The following is a 19,051-nucleotide window of genomic DNA, read 5'->3' as shown; positions in this document are numbered from 1 at the left end:
GGCGACACGCGGGCCTTGGGGGCGGGCGCCCCGGGCGGGCTGCGCCCAGGCGGCGGAGGGCCGGCGGCCCCGCTGAGCCAAGTATGAACCATCCCGGCCCCGCGCTTGGGTAGAATCGGTGTCATGACACGCTTGCGCCGGGAAGGCGCCCAGGAGAGGAACACGCATGAACCAGCAGGACCGCGAGAAGCTCCGCCAGGAGGTCGACGAGACGCTGCACGGCGGCAAGACGGCCGCCCAGGCGCCCCAGCAGGTCGAGCAGAACGACTGCTCCAACGTCCACCACGTGATCGGCGTGGTCTCGGGCAAGGGGGGCGTGGGCAAGTCGCTCGTGTGCGGCATCCTTGCCGTGAACCTGGCCCGCCGCGGCGCGCGCGTGGGCATCCTCGACGCCGACATCACCGGGCCCTCGATCCCGCGGATGATGGGCCTTGCGGGCGAGCGGGCCCACGCCGTGGACCAGCTGCTCGTCCCCAACCAGACCGCCGGCGGCATCAAGGTCATGAGCGCCAACCTCGTGCTCGAGCACGAGAGCGACCCGGTGCTCTGGCGCGGCCCGGTGGTAGCCGGCGCCATCAACCAGTTCTGGGGCCAGTGCGCCTGGGGCGAGCTCGACTACCTGCTCGTGGACATGCCCCCGGGAACCGGCGACGTGGCTCTCACGGTGTTCCAGTCCCTGCCGGTCGACGGCGTGGTCATCGTGAGCTCGCCGCAGGACCTCGTGCAGATGGTGGTCGGCAAGGCCGTCAACATGGCCAACCTCATGAAGGTGCCGGTGATCGGCCTCGTGGAGAACATGGCCTACGTCGAGTGCCCGCACTGCGGCGAGAAGATCTACCCCTACGGGCCGAGCCGCCTGGCCGAGACCGCCGAGGCCTTCGACGTTGAGGCCCTCGGCCAGCTGGGCATCGACCCGGCGCTGGCCGCGGCCTGCGACAACGGCACCTTCGAGCGCGCGCTGCCCGAGGGCCTGCTCGAGGAGGCCACCGACATGGTGGTGCGCACCGCGGAGTTCGTGGACGCGGTACGCGGTGGCCAGGCCGGCCAGGACGCCTAGCGTGGCCCGCCCGGCGAGAAGAACCTCGAGGTCCAAGGCGCGCGAGGCGGCCCTGGCGGTCGCCGCGGCCGTGCGGTTGCCGGACGCGGCGGACGTCGCCGTGGTCGGCGGGGGCGCCGCCGGGCTGGCCGCCGCGATCGCCGCGGGAGAGGCCGGAGCGCGCGTGGTGGTGCTGGAGCGCTCCGCGGAGTGCGGGCGCACGATCCTTGCCACCGGCAACGGCCGCTGCAACCTCGCCAACGCCCGCCTCTGCCCCGACCGCTACAACGACCCCGCCTTCGTGGAGGCCGTCTGCGGGGACGCCGCGCGGTTCCGGGGCGACGTCCTCGCGTTCTTTGACGCCTGTGGGCTCCAGACGGTCCTCGAAGAGCAGGGGCGCCTCTACCCCTGCTCGCGCCAGGCGGCGAGCGTGCGCGCGGTGCTGCTCGCCCGCGCGGGTCGCGCCGGGGCCACGCTGGCCCCGGCACGCGAGGTGACCTCGGTGGCGCACGCGGACGGCGGCTGGGTTGTGACGTGGGCGGGCGCGGAGGGCGCGGTGGCCTCCGGGAGCCTGCGCGCGGGCGCGGTGGTCTTTGCCGCGGGCGGCGGCGAGGCGCTGACGAGGTCGCTCGGCCTGGCGTGCTCCCCCTTCCGGCCCGTGCTCTGCGCGCTCGCGTGCGAGCCGCAGGGGGCCGCGCTGAGTCTGGCCGACCTCGACGGGCGCCGCGCCCACGCGTGCGCTCGGCTGCTGCGCGACGGCGCCGAGGTGGCCCGCGAGCGCGGGGAGGTGCTCTTCCGCCCGTACGGGATCTCGGGCATCGTCGCGTTCGACCTCTCCCGCACGGCACGGCCGGGAGACGTGGTGTCGCTCGCGTTTGCGGACGGGATGCTCGACGAGGCCGACGCGCGCGGGCTCGCGGGGCGGGCCGGGAGCTGCGCGGGGTTTCTCGACCCCGCCATCGAGTCCGTGCTTGCGGCCACCGGCGCCGACGTGGTCTCGCTTGCGCTCGACCTGCGCCTGCGCGTCACGGGCCCGGCCGAGCCGGAGCGCGCTCAGGTGACGCGCGGCGGGCTTCTGACCGAGCAGTTCCTGCCGGGGACGCTCGAGGCGCGCGAGGCGCGCGGGCTCTTTGCCTGCGGCGAGGCGCTCGACGTGGACGGCGCCTGCGGCGGCTTCAACCTGGCCTGGGCCTGGCGGAGCGGGCTTGTCGCCGGCGCGGCCGCCGCACAGGCGCGCTGACGCCGCACCCGACCGTGCACCTACGAAAGGGAGGCACCCATGCTCGAGATCTCAGGCATCCGCATAGCCCTCGACCAGCTGGACGGCTCTGACGCCGCCGAGCTCACCGCCTGCCGACGCGCGCTCGCGCGCAAGCTGCGCATAGGCGAGAAGGACCTTGCGACCGTCGAGCGCCGGCGCCGCTCCATCGACGCCCGCCGCCACGGCGACGCCCATCTCACGTTCACCCTGCGTGCCGAGCTTTCCGGCGGGGCCGCGGCCGAGCGCGGGCTTCTCGCCCGCCTTGCCCGGCGCCACGCCGACAGGAACGTGCGCGTGGTGGACGAGGCACCCTACCGCCTCCCCGACCCCGTGGGCGCCCCGGCGCGGCCGGGCGAGCGCCCCGTGGTGGTGGGCGCGGGCTGCGCGGGGCTCTTCTGCGCGCTCTCCCTTGCCCGGGCGGGGCTCGAGCCGCTGCTCGTAGAGCGCGGCGACGACGCGACCCGGCGCGCCGAGGTGGTGGCCGCGCACAACCGGACCGGCGTCCTCGACCCCGAGAGCAACATACAGTTTGGCGTCGGCGGCGCGGGCACGTTCTCCGACGGCAAGCTCCAGACCGGCACCCGGAGCCCCGCGCACCGCCTCATCCTGGAGACCTTCGTGGCGGCGGGCGCCCAGCGGGAGATCCTCTGGGACGCCAAGCCGCACGTGGGAAGCGACGTGCTGCCGCGCGTGGTGAGCGAGATCGTGCGGGAGATCGAGGAGGCCGGCGGCGAGGTCCGCTGCCGCTGCCGCATGACGGATGTAGACGTGACCGGAGGGCGTGTGCGCTCCGTGACGCTGGCGGGCACGGGGTCCGACGGCGCGATGCGGGAGGAGCGCGTGGCCGCGAGCTGCGTGGTCCTTGCCTGCGGGCACTCCGCCCGCGACGTCTTCGAGCTCCTGCGGGAGCGCGGCGTGGCCCTGGAGCGCAAGACCTTCGCGATGGGCGTGCGGATCGAGCACCTGCAGGCGGACGTCGACCGCGCGCTCTACGGTGCGGCGGCCGGGCACCCCGCCCTCGGGGCGGCGCCCTACAAGCTCTCCTGCCACCTGCCCTCCGGGCGCAGCGCGTTCTCCTTCTGCATGTGCCCCGGCGGCTACGTGGTCTCCGCAGCGAGCGAGCCGGGCGGCGTGTGCACCAACGGCATGAGCCTCTCGGACCGCGCCGGCACGAACGCCAACGCGGGCCTGCTCGCCAACGTCTTCCCGGACGACCTCCCCGGTGACGACGTGCTCGCCGGCGTGGAGCTCCAGCGGCGCTGCGAGCGCGCGGCCTTTGCGGCGGGCGGCGGCGACTTCGTGGCACCGGCGCAGCTCGTGGGGGACTTTCTGAGGGGCGTGGGCTCGAGCGCGGGCGGGCGCGTGCAGCCCACCTACCCGCGCGGCGTGGCCTGGGGCGACGTCGCGCCCTGCCTGCCCGACTACGTGAGCGAGACTCTGCGTGCCGCCATCCCCCAGATGGCCCGGCACCTGCACGGATTTGACGCGGCCGACGCCGTGCTCACCGGCGTGGAGACGCGCTCGAGCTCGCCGGTGCGCGTGACGCGCGGCGACGACGGCCAGAGCGTGAGCGTGCGCGGGCTCTGGCCCGTGGGCGAGGGCGCGGGGTACGCGGGCGGCATCATGAGCGCGGCCACCGACGGCATCCTCGCCGCCGAGAAGATCGTGGCGGAGTACGCGTCACGGACCTGAGCGCCGGGGTCTGTGCCGGGGGCGTCGGCGGCCGGCCGCTGGGACCGACGGGGCGGGACCGCTACTCGAAGCGGATGATGTCGAGCAGCTTGGAGAACTCCTCCTCCTGGTTCATGCCCGTGAGGAAGGCCACGCCGTTCAGCACGGGGACGTCATAGGTGCCCTCCGTGCGCACGACCGGGATGTAGACGTCGGCGTCCGCAAGCTCCTCGTCAAGCCGTGAGACCTCGACGGGCACGACGTCGGCCTGGACGCCCTCCCCCTCGAGGAGCTTCCGGATCTTAGCAGCCACCATCTCGGAGGTTGCCACACCAGAGCCGCATGCCACGACGATCTTCGTTGCCATCTCAGCCTCCCTCTCCCTGTTGACCAGACTCCATTCTACCCAAGCCGTCGCCGCCCCATGCGCACGGCGCGCGGGCAGTTCTCCGCGCAGGCGGGTGCCGGTGGCGCCTACTTCTTGTGAGGCCGGTAGCGGCGGCGCGTGGCGTGCGCGCTACCCTTGCGCGCACCGGCCTTGAGACGGGCGATCACGTCGTCGGCGGTTCCGCCCTCCACCTTGGTGCGGATGGCGACGATCTGGTCGCGCAGGCGGGCGGCCGTCTCGAAGTCCATGGCCTCAGAGGCGGCGGCCATCTCCTCCTCGAGGGCGTCCACCACGTCGGCCAGCTCGGTGGCGGGAAGCTCGGCGAGCTCGGCCGCCACGTCGCGCGCGGTGTCCCCGGCGCCGGGTTCGCTCCCGGCCGCCAGGCTCTCGAAGGCGCCGTGGCTGCCGGTGCCGTGACGGTCGCGTGTCTTGCCCTCGAGCGTGGCCTCGGCCTCGGAGATGAACGACGAGACGTCCGTGATGGACTTCCTCACCGTCTGGGGCACGATGCCGTGCTCCTCGTTGTAGGCCTCCTGGATCTGGCGGCGGCGCGCGGTCTCCCCGATGGCGGCGCGCATGGAGTCCGTGATCGAGTCGGCGTACATGATGACCTCGCCCTGGGCGTTTCTCGCCGCGCGGCCCATCGTCTGGATGAGGGAGCGCCGGTTGCGGAGGAACCCCTCCTTGTCCGCGTCCAGGATCGCCACGAGGGAGACCTCGGGGATGTCCAGGCCCTCGCGCAGCAGGTTGATGCCCACGAGCACGTCGATCTTGCCCACGCGCAGGTCCCTGATGATGTCCACGCGGTCGAGCGTGGCGGTGTCCGAGTGCATGTAGTTGACGCGGACGCTCTCGTCCAGGAGGTGGTCGGTGAGGTCCTCGGCCATGCGCTTGGTGAGCGTGGTCACGAGCACCCGCTCCTTTCTCGCCACGCGGTCCTTGATCTCCGCGATGAGGTCGTCGATCTGGCCCTCCACCGGCCGCACGTCCACCTTGGGGTCGAGAAGCCCCGTGGGGCGGATGATCTGCTCGACCTGCTGCTGGCTGACCGTCTCCTCGTAGTCCCCGGGCGTGGCCGAGACGTAGATGAACTGCGGCACGCGCGCCTCGAACTCGTCGAAGCGCAGCGGCCGGTTGTCGAGGGCGGACGGCAGGCGGAACCCGTGGTCCACGAGCGTGACCTTGCGCGAGCGGTCCCCCTCGTACATGCCGCGGATCTGCGGGACCGTCACGTGGGACTCGTCGATGATGCAGAGCATGTCCGAGGGGAAGTAGTCGATGAGGGTGTAGGGCGGCTCGCCGGGGGCCCGCCCGTCCAGGTGGCGCGAGTAGTTCTCGATGCCGTTGCAGTAGCCCATCGTCTCGAGCATCTCGAGGTCGTAGCCAGTGCGCTGCGCGAGGCGCTGGGCCTCCAGCAGCATGTCGTTGGCCTTGAGCTCGGCCACGCGCTCCTCCAGCTCCTCGGATATGGTCTGGAGGGCGTGGGTGACCTTGGGCCGCTCGGTCACGTAGTGCGACGCCGGCCAGATGGGGATCGCGTCGTACTCCCGCACGATCTCCCCGGTGACGTTGTCCACCTCGGCGATGAGCTCCACCTCGTCCCCGAAGAAGGAGATGCGCAGGGGGTTCTCCGCGTAGGGCGGGAAGACGTCCACGGTGTCCCCGCGCACGCGAAAGGTGCCGCGGGAGAGGTCGTAGTCGTTGCGGTCGTACTGGATGTCGATGAGGGCGTGGATGAGGTCGTCGCGCTCCAGCGGCTCGTCCTTGCTCACGTTGGGGGCGAGGCCCGCATAGTCCTGCGGGCTGCCGATGCCGTAGATGCAGGAGACCGAGGCCACCACGATGACGTCACGCCGGGAGAGCAGGCTCGAGGTGGCCTGGTGGCGGAGCTTCTCCACCTCCTCGTTGATGGAGGCGTCCTTCTCTATGTAGGTGTCCGTCTGCGGGACGTAGGCCTCGGGCTGGTAGTAGTCGTAGTAGCTGACGAAGTAGACCACCGCGTTGTTGGGGAAGAGCTCGCGCATCTCGCTGGCCACCTGGGCGGCGAGCGTCTTGTTGGGCTCCATGATGAGCGTGGGGCGGTTGAGCTTCTCGATGGTCTTGGCCATGGTGAAGGTCTTGCCCGAGCCCGTGACACCCATGAGCGTCTGGTAGCGCAGGCCCCGCTCCACCCCGTCGGCAAGCTTCTCTATGGCCTGGGGCTGGTCCCCGGCGGGCTCGTAGGGCGAGACCACCGTGAGGCGCTCACCGCCGCGCTCCCGCCCAAAGCGCACGAGCTCCCCGCCGACGCGCTCGCGCCGCTCCGTGACCGCCGGGTCAACCGCCTGCGCCATGGCTCTCCCCTCCAGAAGGTCTGACGGGGGCGACGCGTCCGCCGCCCCCTCGCTGATGGAAAGAGTTTACCCCAATGGCTGTATTTCAAACAAGTGTTCGGGTATACTTCGTCAAAACCGATGCTAGGGACGGGCGACGCGTCTACCATAGGGGTGGCGGAGCGGAGAGAGGGGCGGCATGAGGGCGCGCAACAACGGACGCAAGACCCACGAGACGCTCGGCTTCAAGATCGCCGACGCAGTCCTGATCTGTCTGGGCTGCCTGGTCGTGGTGGCGGCGGCCGTCCAGGGAGACAGCCTGGGCGGGGTCGCCCGGCGCTCCCTCGTGCGTGCCGGTGTCCTTCTCTGCGCCGTGGGCCTGGGCGCGCTCTTCCTCGCCTGGCACCACAGGCACGGCAAGAAGGAAGACGAGCGCGCCCAGAGCACCGAGGCGGCCGAGCCTACCGCCTCCGCCTCCCAGGTCAACCTCGAGGGCATGCTGCGTCACTCGGACGACGTGGTCGGCACGCTGCGCGACATCGCCTCCCACGGCGCCGGGCACGGGGACTTCGGGACGCTTGCCGCCCTGCTGGGGCGCGTCGGCGTCCTGGCGTGGGAGGACGCGCCGCGCCTCACCGCCAACAAGCTGCGCTGCAACGGGCGCTGGTGGCTCACCTGCGTGGACGGCACGCTCGAGGGCAGAACGTACGAGCAGGTCGTGAGCCTGGAGGCTGCGCTCAACGTCAACGAGGACCTGCGGGGCGTGGACGGTCCCCCGGTCACGAGCGCGGAGCAGGCCGCCCTGCGCGCCGGCCGTGTCTTTGCCGCCGTGGCGGACCTCGAGCCGCGCTCAGCCCAGACGGAGACGTTCCGCGAGCTGCTCCTCGAGCAGGGCGAGGAGCGCGGCGAGTGGCGCTGCCGGATCGGCCTCGCCGACCGCTGCGAGAGCCTCCCGGCGCCCTTCCGCGTTGAGGTCGACTACCAGAGCAACGTCGGCGCCGGCATGCTGTGCGTGGGCGTGGCAGTCCCGGGCCCTGGGTGCTTCTCGCTCCTTGCGGACGACGCCGCCGGCCGCGCCGACGCGGCGCGCTCCTACGCGCTGCGGCTCGGCCTTGCCGTGGGGCGCTGCGGGCTGGACGCGCTCCCCGCCCCCGGCCGCGTGATCGTCAACTGCCACGAGCACGGCAGCGACGACACCACCCTGCTCTCGCTCGACCTCACCCGCGAGGCACTCGAGCGCCTGCGCACCGCCGTGCGCGACCGCGGCGCCCTGATGGGGCGGCTGCCCGCGGACGGCTGCCTGAGCTACCGGGTGGGGCGGGACGGCTGGCTCGTGCCGGTGCGGCCCTTCGCGCACCTCACCGACGGCGCGTTCTGCCCGCCGAGGCGCTGGCGCGAGGTCGAGCTCGACGACACGCCCACGGAGGGAGCCCTGCGCACCGCGTGCGGCGCCGCACGTGTGAGCGACCTCGGGATCATGGAGAAGGCCGGGCGCGCCGCCGCTTGGAACGGCATGGTCGCGCAGCTTGGAACAAGCACGCAGGACGTGGTCTCCAAGCTCGTCGGCCTGCGTGACGCGACCAACGACCTCACGGTTGCCGAGGCCTGCGAGCGCACGAGCAAGGCGCTCGTGGAGGGCAGCGTGGACACCGCGGACCGCCGCGCGCTCGCGTACCTCTTCGTGGACGGCGGGCAGCTCGCACGGGTGGCCCGGCGTGCCTCGGCGCTCTTCAAGAAGGACGAGATAACCCCCGAGAAGCTCGAGGGGGCGCTCGCCGAGCTCGAGGGGGCGCTCTCCCCCATCACGGACATGGGCATCTATCTCGACGACAGCGACAACGTCTACCGCTACTTCAACTCCACCGCGGAGCGCGTCCACTACAACCGCACCGCCCACGACGACGGGCGGCGGGTGCGGCTTGTGCCGGACGAGTACTACGGCGCCCTGGCGAACGCGTCGCGGATCCTCAACGCCCTCGGGCGCACCGAGGACGCCCTCGTCCACGCCGACGAGCTCATGCGTGTGGCGCCCGTCACGCCCGACGCAACGCTCACCAAGGTGCGCTGCCTCGAGGAGCAGTCCCGCATCTTCGAGGCGGCCGACCTGCTCAAGGAGGCCATCGGCTACTCCTCTACGGCGCGCGACCTCGCCATCTGCTTCTACCGCCTTGCCTTCATGGAGTGGAAGCTCGGCAGGGGGGACCTCTGCGTGGCGTGCTACCAGCGCGCCATCTCCCTGCACACCGACATCGCCCCACAGGCGAGAAGCGAGCTCGCCGACCTGCTGAGCACGGAGGAGGGGCTTCGCCCGCTGGCCGACGACGAGGTGGTCCCCGCGCTGGAGCGTGGCGGGCTGCCGGCGGGCGGGGTCGACGAGCTGCGCCTCGAGCTGCGCGATGCACTCGTGGCCTGCACGGACGCCGAGCTCTTCGGCGTGGCGCGCCAGCTTGCGAGTGCCCTGATAGAGCTCTACCGCGACGACGCGCTCATCGACGTCAGGCACTCGCTCGTGAGGCCCTAGCGCGGCGGGCGCGCCCGGAAGGCGCCCGTCGCCGTGGCGCAGCCAGGCCGCCGGCAGCCAGGCCGCCAGCCTGTGCCCTCAGCTTGCCGTGATGCCACCGGGGTAGCTCAGCCGATAGCCCTCATAGGCGGAGAGCACGCGCTCAAGGTAGGCGCGCGTCTCGGCGTACTCGATCTCCTCCGAGATGGTCCCGCCGTCGGCAAGCCACCCCTGCACCGCCCCGATTCCGGCGTTGTAGGCCGCGACGACCTCCTCCTGGGAGGAGAGGTGCTCCTGGAGGTATCCCAGGTAGGCGCAGCCGTACTCGATGTTGACCTCAGCGTTCTCAAGGTCGGCCGGGTCGTAGGCGGCCCCGTCGACCACGCCAAGGTCCACCAGGCTCTGCGCCGTCTCCGGCATCAGCTGCATGAGCCCCACGGCGCCTGCGGAGGACCGCGCCGACTCGTCCCAGTCCGACTCGCACTTGATCACGGCACAGACGAGGTAGGGATCCACGCCGTGGCGCTCCGCGGACTCCTGGACCGTCTCGGCGTGGCTCACGGGATAGAAGAGCTCACGGGTGAGCGTCGTGGAGGTCCCGTTGAGAAACGCGCAGGTCACGAGCGCAAGGGCGATCACCACGACGGGCAGCGCCCTGAACCAGCGGGCGAAGCGCGTGCTCGTGCGGCTGTGCGGACGAGGACGTCTGTGCGGGCGCCTGCTACGCCTTCTCGACGTCGCCATGCACGCCACCCCGGGGCACGGGGGCCCAGCCGGCCTCCTCGCGGCTCTTCCACCAGTCACGGACCTGCTGCTCAAAGACGTCCATCGGGCGGATGTTGTTGAACACGTAGTTCGCGTGGGCCCTGATGTAGAAGTCCGTCGGCTGCTTCTCGCGGCGGCAGTCGAAGTCGCCGGGCTTCATGCCGCGCTGGATGGCGCGGGCGCGCCGGGCTGGCAGCGGGCAGAGCACGCCCACGATCTCGTCAGCCATGTCGAACGAGCCGCGCATGCGGTCGAGCAGTGGAATCTCCACCACCACGATCTTCTCGGGGGCGTCCGGGTTCTTCTCGCGCTCGGCGGTCTCCTCGTCGCGGAGCTTGGCGATGCTCATGCGCAGCAGGTCGTCGATCACGGGCAGCTCGATCTCCTCGAGCGTGACGGAGCGCTCCATCGTGGCAAAGGCGCGGGCCGCGAGCTTCTCGCGGTCGACCAGGCCGTTGGAGCGCAGGACGTCCTCGCCGAACTCCTCGACGATCTTCGGGATGATCGGGGACCAGGGCGCGAGCGCCTGGCGGGAGAGGTCGTCGAGGTCGATGACCTCGGCCCCGAGCTCCTTCATGACGCGCGCGACGGTAGACTTGCCCGAGGCGATGCCCCCGGCGAGATAGATGACATGCATGATGCAGGCTCCTTCTTGTAGGCAAGCTCCTATCATCGCACAAGTGCGCGGGTCAAAAGGGAGCAGACCCCCTCAACTCATGCAATGAGCTAAATGGGACCTTCCCCTTTGTCCTCCTCGTCATCTGACTGCGACAAACAAACAGCCTGCAGATGACATCGCTGTAATGGATTACTATTTTATTTGGATACGCTTGCATCTCTCGCCGAGGGTACCGTCCCCGCGCGCCGAGAGCCACGCCTCGCATACACTCGGATGGGCCACTTCACGTCCGACATGGCTCCCGGAGCAGGCACCTGGGTGGGCCACATTTACGGATATGTAAGCCGTAATTGCCACATTTCGGGAAGTGCGGCGCCCTTCGTCGCCACAGAACCGGACGTGTGGCCCCGTGTCGCCACATATCTGGACTTGTAGCCAACAACAAAAGAGTACGTAATGAACACGCAGGTAGCATCCCAACAGATCCGGATATGTAGCACAACATCACGTCAAATTTGGTCATATCTGGATATGTGGCCCATAGCGGCACCGCATTACCCGATATGTGGCCAAAAAGCTACCTAGGGGAGCTGGGTCCGCCCCCGCTGCTCGTCGCTCCCGGACTCACACGACCGCCGTCGACGCGCCAGACGACAGGTTTCCCCAAAAGGTCGAGCTCGCGGCTGTCGTGCGTGACCCAGAGCACCGTTCGCCCCGCCAGGAGCGGCCGCACGTAGCCCATGACGCGCGCGACGGTCCCCTCGTCCATGCCCTTGAGCGGCTCGTCGAAGAGCAGGGCGTCGGCGTCGGCGAGCACGCAGCGCAGGATGGCCACGCGCCGACGCTGCCCACCGGAGAGCTCGCGCACGGGACGACGGTCCACCGGCAGCCCCACCGCGCGGAGTGCCTCGGTCTCGCGGGCGAGAAACGCCTCGAGCTCGCGGCCCCGCAGCCGGGCGTGCGGCAGGCGCACGTTGGCCGTGGCCGTGAGGCTCTCGAGCAGGCGGTCCTCCTGGAAGGTCATCGCCAGGCGCAGGCCCTTTGCACGCCTGACCTCACCGACGTCGGGCCGCTCGAGCCCGGCGAGCAGGCGCAGCAGCGTGGTCTTGCCGGCACCCGAGGGCCCGGTGAGCACGTGCACCCGCCCGGCCTCGAAGCGCGCGGACGCACCTGCAAGCACCCGGAGCGCGCCGAAGCTCTTCTCGACGTCACGGAGCTCGAAGGCGGCGGCGCCCCGTGCGGCGGCGCCCCGTGCGGCGGCGCCCAGCTCGGCTGCCTCCGCGGCGGCGCCCCGCGCGCCGGGCGCCCCCGTCGCGGCCCTCGTCGCCACGTCCCCCTCTGCCCGCGCGCTCATGGCCGGGCCTCCCAGCGCGCGACGGCCCGGTTCAGCACGCGCCCCACGAGCGCCTCCAGGCACACGGACACCACCACGATGGCCACCGTCCAGGCAAAGAGGCTCGGGGTGTCCAGGTAGACCTTGGCGTCGTAGAGGTGCTCGCCCACCGTCAGGTCAGGCAGGCCGATGACCTCAGCGGCGATGCCCGCCTTCCACGAGAGGCCGAGCGCCAGCGAGAAGGCCGCTCGGAAGTACGGCAGCACCTGCGCCACGTAGACGAGCCGCACGCGGTCCCACGCGCACAGGCCGAAGACCCGCGCCATCTCCAGCAGCTGCGGGTCGGTCTGGCGGATGCCCTCGAGGACGTTGGTGTAGGCGATCGGCAGCGCCATGAGAAACGCGATCACCAGTGAGAGCCAGCGGGAGGAGACCCACAGGAGCACCAGGATCACGAAGGACGCCACCGGCACCGCCTTGATCGCCCCCATGGCCGGGGCCAGAAGCTCGCGCACCGCGCCCACGCGGCTCGCCACCGCGGCCAGGAGCGTGCCGAGGGCAAGCCCCGCCACGAGGCCCGCGAGGATGCGACCGAGCGAGAGGCCCAGCGACGCCCAGAACTCCCCCGTCAGCACCAGCTCGCCAAGGCGCGCCGCCACCTCGAGGGGGCCCACCAGCACGATGCGCACGTCCACGGCCCAGGCGAGCAGCTGCCACGCCACGAGCCACGCGCACACGGCAAGCACCCGGACGCCCCACCGCCTGCGGAGGGGGCGCCCGGGCGCGTCAGGGGCATCTGTGGGCCGGGTGGGCACTAGGCACCGTAGTAGAAGTCGTCACCGGGAACGGCCCCGCCCACGGCCTCGGGGTTCTGGTCGGCAAGAACCGCGAGGTAGCCGGAGAGCTGCTCCTTCATGTCCGCGCCGGTGATGCAGACGATGTTGCACTCCGGCAGGGCCTTCTCAGCCACCTCGGCGGTGACGATGTCGTAGTCGCCCACGAGCTGGGCGGCCTCGGACACGTTGTCGTTCACGAAGTCGACCGACTCCGCGTAGTGGCCGAGGAACGCGTCGACCGCGGCGGGGTGCTCGTCGGCGAAGGCCGAGCGCACCACGGCCACGCCCGTGATCATGGAGCTCTGCTCGTCTCCGGACTGCACGGCGTCCCACTCCTCGGTGAGGTCGAGCGCCACGCGAATCTGGTCGTTCTTCATCTGGGCCGTGGTCACGAAGGGCTGCGGCAGCATCGCCACGCCGTTCGGGTCGGCCATGAGCTGGGCGAGGGCCTCGGAGTGCTCGCTCGCCCATTCCACCTGCACGTCCTCGCCGATGGTGAGGCCGTTCTTCTCAAGGATGTAGGCCAGGCCGTACTCGGGCGTGGAGCCCTTGCCGGAGGCGTAGATAGTCTTGCCGGCGAGGTCGGCCACGCTCTGGACGGAGTCGCCCTGCTCCACGATGTAGAGCACGCCGAGCGTGTTGATGGCGATGACGCGCACGCCGCCCTCGGTGCGGTTGTAGAGCACGGAGGCGAGGTTGGCGGGCACCGCGGCGATGTCGACCTCCTCCTGGGCAATGAGCGGGGTCACCTCGTCGGCGGAGGCGTAGATGTTGAAGGTGTAGTCGTTGTCGGCCACGTTGCCGGCGTCGGCCTCGCTCATGAAGCGCACCAGGCCCATGGCCGTGGGGCCCTTGAGCGCGGCGGTGCGCACCGCGACGGGCTCGGCGACCTCCTCCTCTGCGGCGTCGTCGGCGGGGGCGTCCGCGGCGTCGGCCGGCGCGTCGGCCTGGGTGCCGCCGTTGCAGGCGGCAAGTGCGAGCGTAGCCGCAGCACCGCCGGCGACCTGCAGGAACCTTCTTCTATCAAACATGAGGACCTCCCCGTGCACGTTGTTCAGACCAAGCAACGATAGCACGGGGAGGTTCTTCTCGCCGGTTCTCTTGCCGAGGTATTAGGCGGGCGGTTGAATGAGTCCGTCCGCGGCCCTGCGGCAGGCCGCCTAGGAGCGCACCTCGAACTTGGTGCCGCACTTCGGGCAGGTCACGCGGAGCTTCCCCTTGCCGCGCGGCACGCGGATCTTCTGCTTGCAGGCGGTGCAGCGGACGTGCCTGTAGGTGCGCAGCTCCGACCACGCGGCGCGCGGGTTCTGGAGCCAGGGGCGCGCCGGGCCGAGCGCCTTGAGGAAGGCCTCGTTCTCACGTGCGCGGCTGGCGAGGTTCTTGGACTGGATGCGGAACATCGCGTAGACCACGAGCACCAGCGCCAGCCACCCGAGCCAGCTCACCCGCAGGAAGATGTTGACCACCAGGATGACGAGGGCGAGGTCGACGCAGAAGACGACGAGGTCGTCGGGGCCCTGCCTCCCCCGAAGCCACTCGGCCACCTTGCGCTGCCAGTCCCCTGCCGCCATCGTCCGTCCTCTCGTCCGCAGGCCCTCTCGACACCTGACTTAGATACCCCTTTGGGCGCGTTTGTACACCTTCGCACGACAGGGTACGTACACTCCCCGAGGTCCTTCTCGCCGGGCCTCTTGACGTCTCCGCAGGTAGATGAGCTGGCGAGAAGAACGTAGGTGCTGCGGAAGTGTACGTACCCTGAAGCCGGGTGTACGTACCCTACGAGCCTAGCGGCCCTCGCCCATAACGTAGGCGCGGGCGAGCCGCTCGGTCTCCACGAGGGCGTCCACGTGGCAGCGCTCGCGGCCGTGGGTGTTGAGGCACGCCATGCCGAAGGCGCCGGAGCGCAGGTCGTTGGTGTGCACGTAGGCGGCGTTGGCGTCGGTAGAGTAGTGGAAGCAGACCTGGGTGCCCCAGCGGCCCTCGGTGCAGGCGGACTCCGCACAGGCGATGAGGGTGTTGGTGAGCTCCCAGTCGTAGGGGCCCTTGGCGTCGGAGCAGATCACGGCCGTGGAGTGCTCGTCGGCGGTGTAGTCGGGGCCGATGAGCGTGATGTCCACGGCCACGTACTCGCTGACCTCGGCTGGCACCCAGGAGGCGCCGTGGCCGATCTCCTCGTAGATGGGGAAGGCGAAGAGCGTGTCGTAGGCGGGCTGCTCGCCGGAGTCGCGCAGCCACCGGAGCACGTCGAGAAGGACCGTGACGGCCGCCTTGTCGTCGATGTGGCGGCTCACCATGTAGCCATTATCGAAGGCCTCGAAGTGCGGGTCGATGCCGACGATCGCGCCCTCGGTGACGCCGAGCGCGCGGGCGTCGGCGGGGCACTTGACGTCGGCGATCAGGGAGACGGACATGGTGTCCTCGGTGCGCGGGTCGGTCTTGGCCTCGCCCCAGACGTGGACGGAGTGGTGGTTGCAGATCACCTGACCAGCCACGGTACGGCCGTCACGGCAGTGCACGAGGCAGGTCTCGCCCTCGATGCTCGCGTAGTTGATCCCGCCGAGCTGGCGGACGCGCAGGGTGCCGTCGTCGTTGAAGCCGCGCACCACGAGGCCGATGGTGTCGAGGTGGGCGCCCAGGCAGACGCACTTCTCGTCGCTTTTGCCCGAAACGCGCACGTAGGCCGTGGCCTTGTTGTCCATCGTCATCTCGTAGCCGAGCTCGGCGAGCGTCTCGCGCAGCCAGGCGTGGATCTCCGGGTAGTAGCCGACGGGGCTCTCCACCTCCACGCACTCGTGCAGGGTGTCGAGCAGGTACTGGGGGTCGATCTGATGCTCGGTGGTCGTGACAGGCATGGTCCCTCCGTCCAAAAAGGGGGCCGCCCCCTGCGGGACGGCCCCGACATAACGTGATGCGATGCGCGGCACGCCCAGAGGCGCGGGCGCAGGCGAGGTGCTACTCGGCGTCCTCGGCCTTGTCGCTCTCGGGAAGCGGCTTGACCTCGACCTCGGTGCCCAGGGTCTCGGCGGCGGCCTTCATGGACAGGGAGATGCGACGACGGTCGAGGTCGATCTCCATGACCTTCACCTGGACCTTGTCGCCCACCTGGCAGACCTGGGACGGCTGGTCGACGTGCTGCTTGGCCATCTCGGAGATGTGCACGAGGCCCTCCACGCCCTCGCCGAGGTCGACGAACGCGCCGAAGGTGACGAGCTTGGTGACGGTGCCCTCGACGATGGCGTCGACCGGGTACTTCTTGACGAGCATGCGCCACGGATCCTCGGTGGTCTGCTTGAGGCCGAGGGAGATGCGCTCGCGGTTGAGGTCGACGTCGAGCACCTGGACCTCGACCTCCTGGCCGACCTTGACGACCTCGGAGGGGTGGTTGACGTGGTTCCAGGAGAGCTCGGAGATGTGGACCAGGCCGTCGATGCCGCCGAGGTCGACGAAGGCGCCGAAGTCGACGATCGAGGAGACGGTGCCCTTGAGGCGCATGCCGACCTTGAGCTTGGAGAGGATCTCCTGGCGCTCGGCCTTGCGGGCCTCCTCGAGGACCACGCGGCGGGAGAGGACGACGTTGTTGCGGTTGCGGTCCATCTCAATGACGCGGGCTTCGATGCGGGTGCCGAGGTAGGCGTTGAGGTCCTTGACGCGACGGAGGTCGACGAGGGAGGCGGGCAGGAAGCCGCGCAGGCCGATGTCGAGGATCAGGCCGCCCTTGACAACCTCGATGACCTCGCCCTCGACGGTCTCGCCGGAGTTGAACTTCTCCTCCACGCGGTTCCAGGCGCGCTCGTACTCGGCGCGCTTCTTGGACAGGACGAGACGGCCCTCCTTGTCCTCCTTCTGGAGCACGAGCGCCTCGATCTCGTCGCCCAGGGCGACGATGTCGGCGGGGTTGACGTCCTTGCGAATGGAGAGCTCACGGGACGGGATGACGCCCTCGGACTTGTAGCCGATGTCAAGCAGAACCTCGTCGCGCTCAATCTTCACGACGGTGCCGGTGACGAGATCGCCCTCGTCGAAGTCGGTCACGGTGCCGTCGATGAGGTTGTTCATCTCCTCGTCGGAGATGTCGTCCAGCGCGAAGATGGACGAGTTCTGAATCTCACTCAAAGGTGGACCCCTTTCGAACTAACGGGGCCCCGGTCGTCATGGTCGCTGCCTGCAGTGCCTCAAATCGCGGCGTCTACGTGGAAACTTACATGCTCTCGGGGGCCGACAGATACGGTTGTGCAGGCCCGGTGCCCACACGGAGGATAGAGTAACGTTTTTCACGTGTGTATTTCAAGCGAGACACATGGGTATTTATTATTTTCTCCAAGACAGGCTCGCGCGCGGCGCCCGTGGGGGTCTCGCGCGGCGCCCGTGGGGGGTCTCGCGCGGCGCCACGGGACGTCCTGGCGAGAAGGACGACGGCCCGGCGTTGGCGCTCGGAGGGAATCGACGGCAGTGCCCAGGAGGGCTCGGCGACGAAAGGGAGGCGGCCATGATCAAGGCAGTGCTCTTTGACCTGGACGACACGCTCCTGAGGCTCAACCTCTCTGCCTTCATCGTGCGCTACGCCGCCGGGGCCGCCCGTCTGCTCGGGGAGGCGGCGCGCATGAGCCCGGCGCGCCTGGGCGTGCCCTTCGCCAAGGCGCTGCTCGCCATCGACTCGCAGAGGCGCACCGACTCCCTCACCAACGAGCAGCTCTTCACCCAGACCTTCCGCGCGAGCACCGGCATCCCCCTCGACGACCCCGTGATCCACGACCTCATGGACTTCTACGAGCGCGAGATCGTGCCCGACTTCTCCGACGGGCTCGTGGCCGCGCGTCCCGTGGAGGGTGCGCGCGAGGCCGTGGACGCCGTGTGGGCGGCGGGGCTCACCTGCGCGCTGGCCACCAACCCCACCTTCTCGCTCGCCTGCGACCAAGCGCGCATGGAGTGGGCGGGCGTCCACGTGGACGACTTCGCGCTGGTCTCGACGATGTCCAACTCCACGCGCTGCAAGCCGAGCGCCCGCTACTACCAGGAGTTCGCCAACCAGCTCGGCATGCGGCTGGAAGAGTGCCTCATGGTCGGCAACGACGCCGTGCGCGACCTCCCGCGCGCCGACTGCGGGCTGCGCACCGCCTACGTCGGCCACGCCCGACCCCGAAGCGCCGTCTGGCGCGGGTCCATGGCCGAGCTCGCGCGGCAGCTCCCGGACCTGGTGGCGCGCCTCGACGCCGAGGACGCCCTCCCCTAGGCGAGAAGAACCTGGGGGCGGGAGGTTCTTCTCGCCGGGTGGGCTCTTGTTGCCGGCCCTTTTCGCGCTAGCCCTTCTCGCCGGACGCACCCGGCCGCCGCACCGTTTTCGGACGGAACCTCCCCGTGTGGTGTCCGGAAACGGTACGTGCCTCTGATGGAACACCGTTTTCGGACGGAACCTCCCTACAGAATGTCCGAAAGCAGTACGCGCCTCCGACGGGCACCGTTTCTGGACGGAACTAGACGGCAGAACGTCCGGCAACGGTATGCATCGATGACGGGGCACCGTTTCCGGACGGAATCTTCCTGGGAAACGTCCGTGGGCAGTGCGTTCCCTGCCACCCGACCCCTCGCCGGCCACGGCGTCCCCGCGCCCGTTAGGAATCCCGGTAGCTTAGTGTGCCGCAAGGCCCTACGGTTAGGTTTGGGCGCTTGTTAGTACCTCGGGAGCCAAAGATCCCCGGATTCCTAACGGGGATTTTGGCGGGGATTTCCAACGGAAATTTTTAGCGGGGATTCCACACGGCCCCACCTCCTGCAGCCGCGCCTACCGAGAGACGCCGCGCAGCTCGTAGCCGGCCGCCTCCACGGCGCCGCGCACCGCCGCCTCGTCGATCGGCGCCTTGGAGCGCAGGCGGGCCGTCCCGGCGGCAAGGTCCACCTCGGCCCACGTACCGCCCAGCTCGTCGAGAGCCGTCGCCACGCGCGCGGCGCAGTGCTCGCAGGTCATGCCGCCCACCTCGAGCGTGGCCGCGTAGGGGTAGTGGGCAGGGTTGGTGTCCGCCGGCCGCGGCGCGCGGGCGGGCGCGTCCCCCTTGGCCGCGCCGCTGCAGCAGTCGCGCGTGCCGCGCACGCTCCCCACGAACCGCCACGCCGCCACCGCCGCCACGGCGAGAACCACCACGATCACCGCAACGTCCGTCACACCCATCACGCACCGTCCTTCCTCAGCCGACCCAGGTCGCAAGCTATTGTTAGCCTAAGCTTACTACTTGTCGGGCAAAACGGATCCTCACAGGGCACTTCAAACGGCTCGCCACGGACGGGCGAGAAGAACCCGCCGCGCGCCGCCCGCAACGCGCCGCCGCGCGACACTCG

General features: G+C 70.2%; 16 protein-coding genes. 5 read left to right on the top strand and 11 right to left on the bottom strand.

The annotated features are described in order from the left end of the window. Positions 1-166: 166 nt before the first annotated feature. From H9X80_RS07725 to H9X80_RS07715, 3 genes are read left to right on the top strand one after another with little or no spacing between them, the layout of a single operon-like run. The gene (locus H9X80_RS07725) at positions 167-1,057 is read left to right on the top strand and encodes an Mrp/NBP35 family ATP-binding protein (protein WP_204793766.1); all 891 of its coding nucleotides are present in this window, start codon (positions 167-169) and stop codon (positions 1,055-1,057) included. A 1-nt stretch (position 1,058) separates the two neighbouring features. Then, on the top strand, positions 1,059-2,276 hold the full coding sequence (locus H9X80_RS07720) for an NAD(P)/FAD-dependent oxidoreductase (protein ID WP_342590897.1): 1,218 nt from the start codon (positions 1,059-1,061) through the stop codon (positions 2,274-2,276). 39 nt (positions 2,277-2,315) lie between these two features. Next, positions 2,316-3,989, top strand: a complete 1,674-nt coding sequence (locus H9X80_RS07715; RefSeq protein ID WP_204793765.1) for an NAD(P)/FAD-dependent oxidoreductase — start codon at positions 2,316-2,318, stop codon at positions 3,987-3,989. A gap of 61 nt (positions 3,990-4,050) precedes the next feature. Here the strand turns inward: H9X80_RS07715 and H9X80_RS07710 are convergent, their stop codons facing one another. Both H9X80_RS07710 and uvrB read right to left on the bottom strand, forming a co-directional pair. Then, a complete protein-coding gene (locus H9X80_RS07710; protein ID WP_204793764.1) occupies positions 4,051-4,335 on the bottom strand; it encodes a PTS sugar transporter subunit IIB in 285 nt (94 codons plus the stop codon). Between the two features lie 107 nt (positions 4,336-4,442). Then, positions 4,443-6,689, bottom strand: a complete 2,247-nt coding sequence (gene uvrB, locus H9X80_RS07705) for an excinuclease ABC subunit UvrB (protein WP_204793763.1) — start codon at positions 6,687-6,689, stop codon at positions 4,443-4,445. Positions 6,690-6,867: 178 nt separating this feature from the next. Here uvrB and H9X80_RS07700 point away from each other — a divergent pair, with 178 nt between their 5' ends. After that, positions 6,868-9,189, top strand: a complete 2,322-nt coding sequence (locus H9X80_RS07700) for a tetratricopeptide repeat protein (protein ID WP_204793762.1) — start codon at positions 6,868-6,870, stop codon at positions 9,187-9,189. Positions 9,190-9,267: 78 nt separating this feature from the next. Here the strand turns inward: H9X80_RS07700 and H9X80_RS07695 are convergent, their stop codons facing one another. The 8 genes from H9X80_RS07695 to rpsA all read right to left on the bottom strand — a co-directional run bounded on the left by H9X80_RS07695 (position 9,268) and on the right by rpsA (position 16,834). Next, positions 9,268-9,810 (bottom strand): lytic transglycosylase domain-containing protein, encoded by a 543-nt coding sequence (locus H9X80_RS07695; RefSeq protein WP_342590896.1) that lies wholly within the window; start codon positions 9,808-9,810, stop codon positions 9,268-9,270. 79 nt (positions 9,811-9,889) lie between these two features. Continuing rightward, entirely contained in the window at positions 9,890-10,570 is a 681-nt protein-coding gene (gene coaE / locus H9X80_RS07690; protein WP_204793760.1) for a dephospho-CoA kinase, read from the bottom strand. A 559-nt stretch (positions 10,571-11,129) separates the two neighbouring features. Further along, positions 11,130-11,906, bottom strand: a complete 777-nt coding sequence (locus tag H9X80_RS07685) for an ABC transporter ATP-binding protein (RefSeq protein ID WP_204793759.1) — start codon at positions 11,904-11,906, stop codon at positions 11,130-11,132. After that, positions 11,903-12,631, bottom strand: a complete 729-nt coding sequence (locus H9X80_RS07680; RefSeq protein ID WP_204793758.1) for an ABC transporter permease subunit — start codon at positions 12,629-12,631, stop codon at positions 11,903-11,905. Before H9X80_RS07680 ends, H9X80_RS07685 begins: the two co-directional genes overlap by 4 nt. Before the next feature lie 68 nt (positions 12,632-12,699). After that, positions 12,700-13,752, bottom strand: coding sequence for an ABC transporter substrate-binding protein (locus tag H9X80_RS07675; protein WP_204793757.1), 1,053 nt, complete (start codon positions 13,750-13,752; stop codon positions 12,700-12,702). Positions 13,753-13,881: 129 nt separating this feature from the next. After that, positions 13,882-14,292, bottom strand: a complete 411-nt coding sequence (locus H9X80_RS07670) for a hypothetical protein (RefSeq protein WP_204793756.1) — start codon at positions 14,290-14,292, stop codon at positions 13,882-13,884. A 213-nt stretch (positions 14,293-14,505) separates the two neighbouring features. Then, positions 14,506-15,573, bottom strand: coding sequence for a M20/M25/M40 family metallo-hydrolase (locus H9X80_RS07665; protein WP_204793755.1), 1,068 nt, complete (start codon positions 15,571-15,573; stop codon positions 14,506-14,508). A 100-nt stretch (positions 15,574-15,673) separates the two neighbouring features. Then, entirely contained in the window at positions 15,674-16,834 is a 1,161-nt protein-coding gene (gene rpsA, locus H9X80_RS07660) for a 30S ribosomal protein S1 (protein WP_204793754.1), read from the bottom strand. 373 nt (positions 16,835-17,207) lie between these two features. On the opposite strand from rpsA, the gene H9X80_RS07655 reads away from it, so the two are divergent. Continuing rightward, a complete protein-coding gene (locus H9X80_RS07655; protein WP_204793753.1) occupies positions 17,208-17,951 on the top strand; it encodes an HAD family hydrolase in 744 nt (247 codons plus the stop codon). Between the two features lie 549 nt (positions 17,952-18,500). Here H9X80_RS07655 and H9X80_RS07650 read toward each other — a convergent pair. Next, a complete protein-coding gene (locus H9X80_RS07650; protein WP_204793752.1) occupies positions 18,501-18,884 on the bottom strand; it encodes a heavy-metal-associated domain-containing protein in 384 nt (127 codons plus the stop codon). Positions 18,885-19,051 lie beyond the last annotated feature (167 nt).

This window comes from Olsenella profusa (assembly GCF_016900315.1).
GTDB lineage: Bacteria > Actinomycetota > Coriobacteriia > Coriobacteriales > Atopobiaceae > Thermophilibacter > Thermophilibacter profusus_A.
Note: the sequence above shows the minus strand (reverse complement) of the source record. Positions and strands in the feature narration are given on the sequence as shown.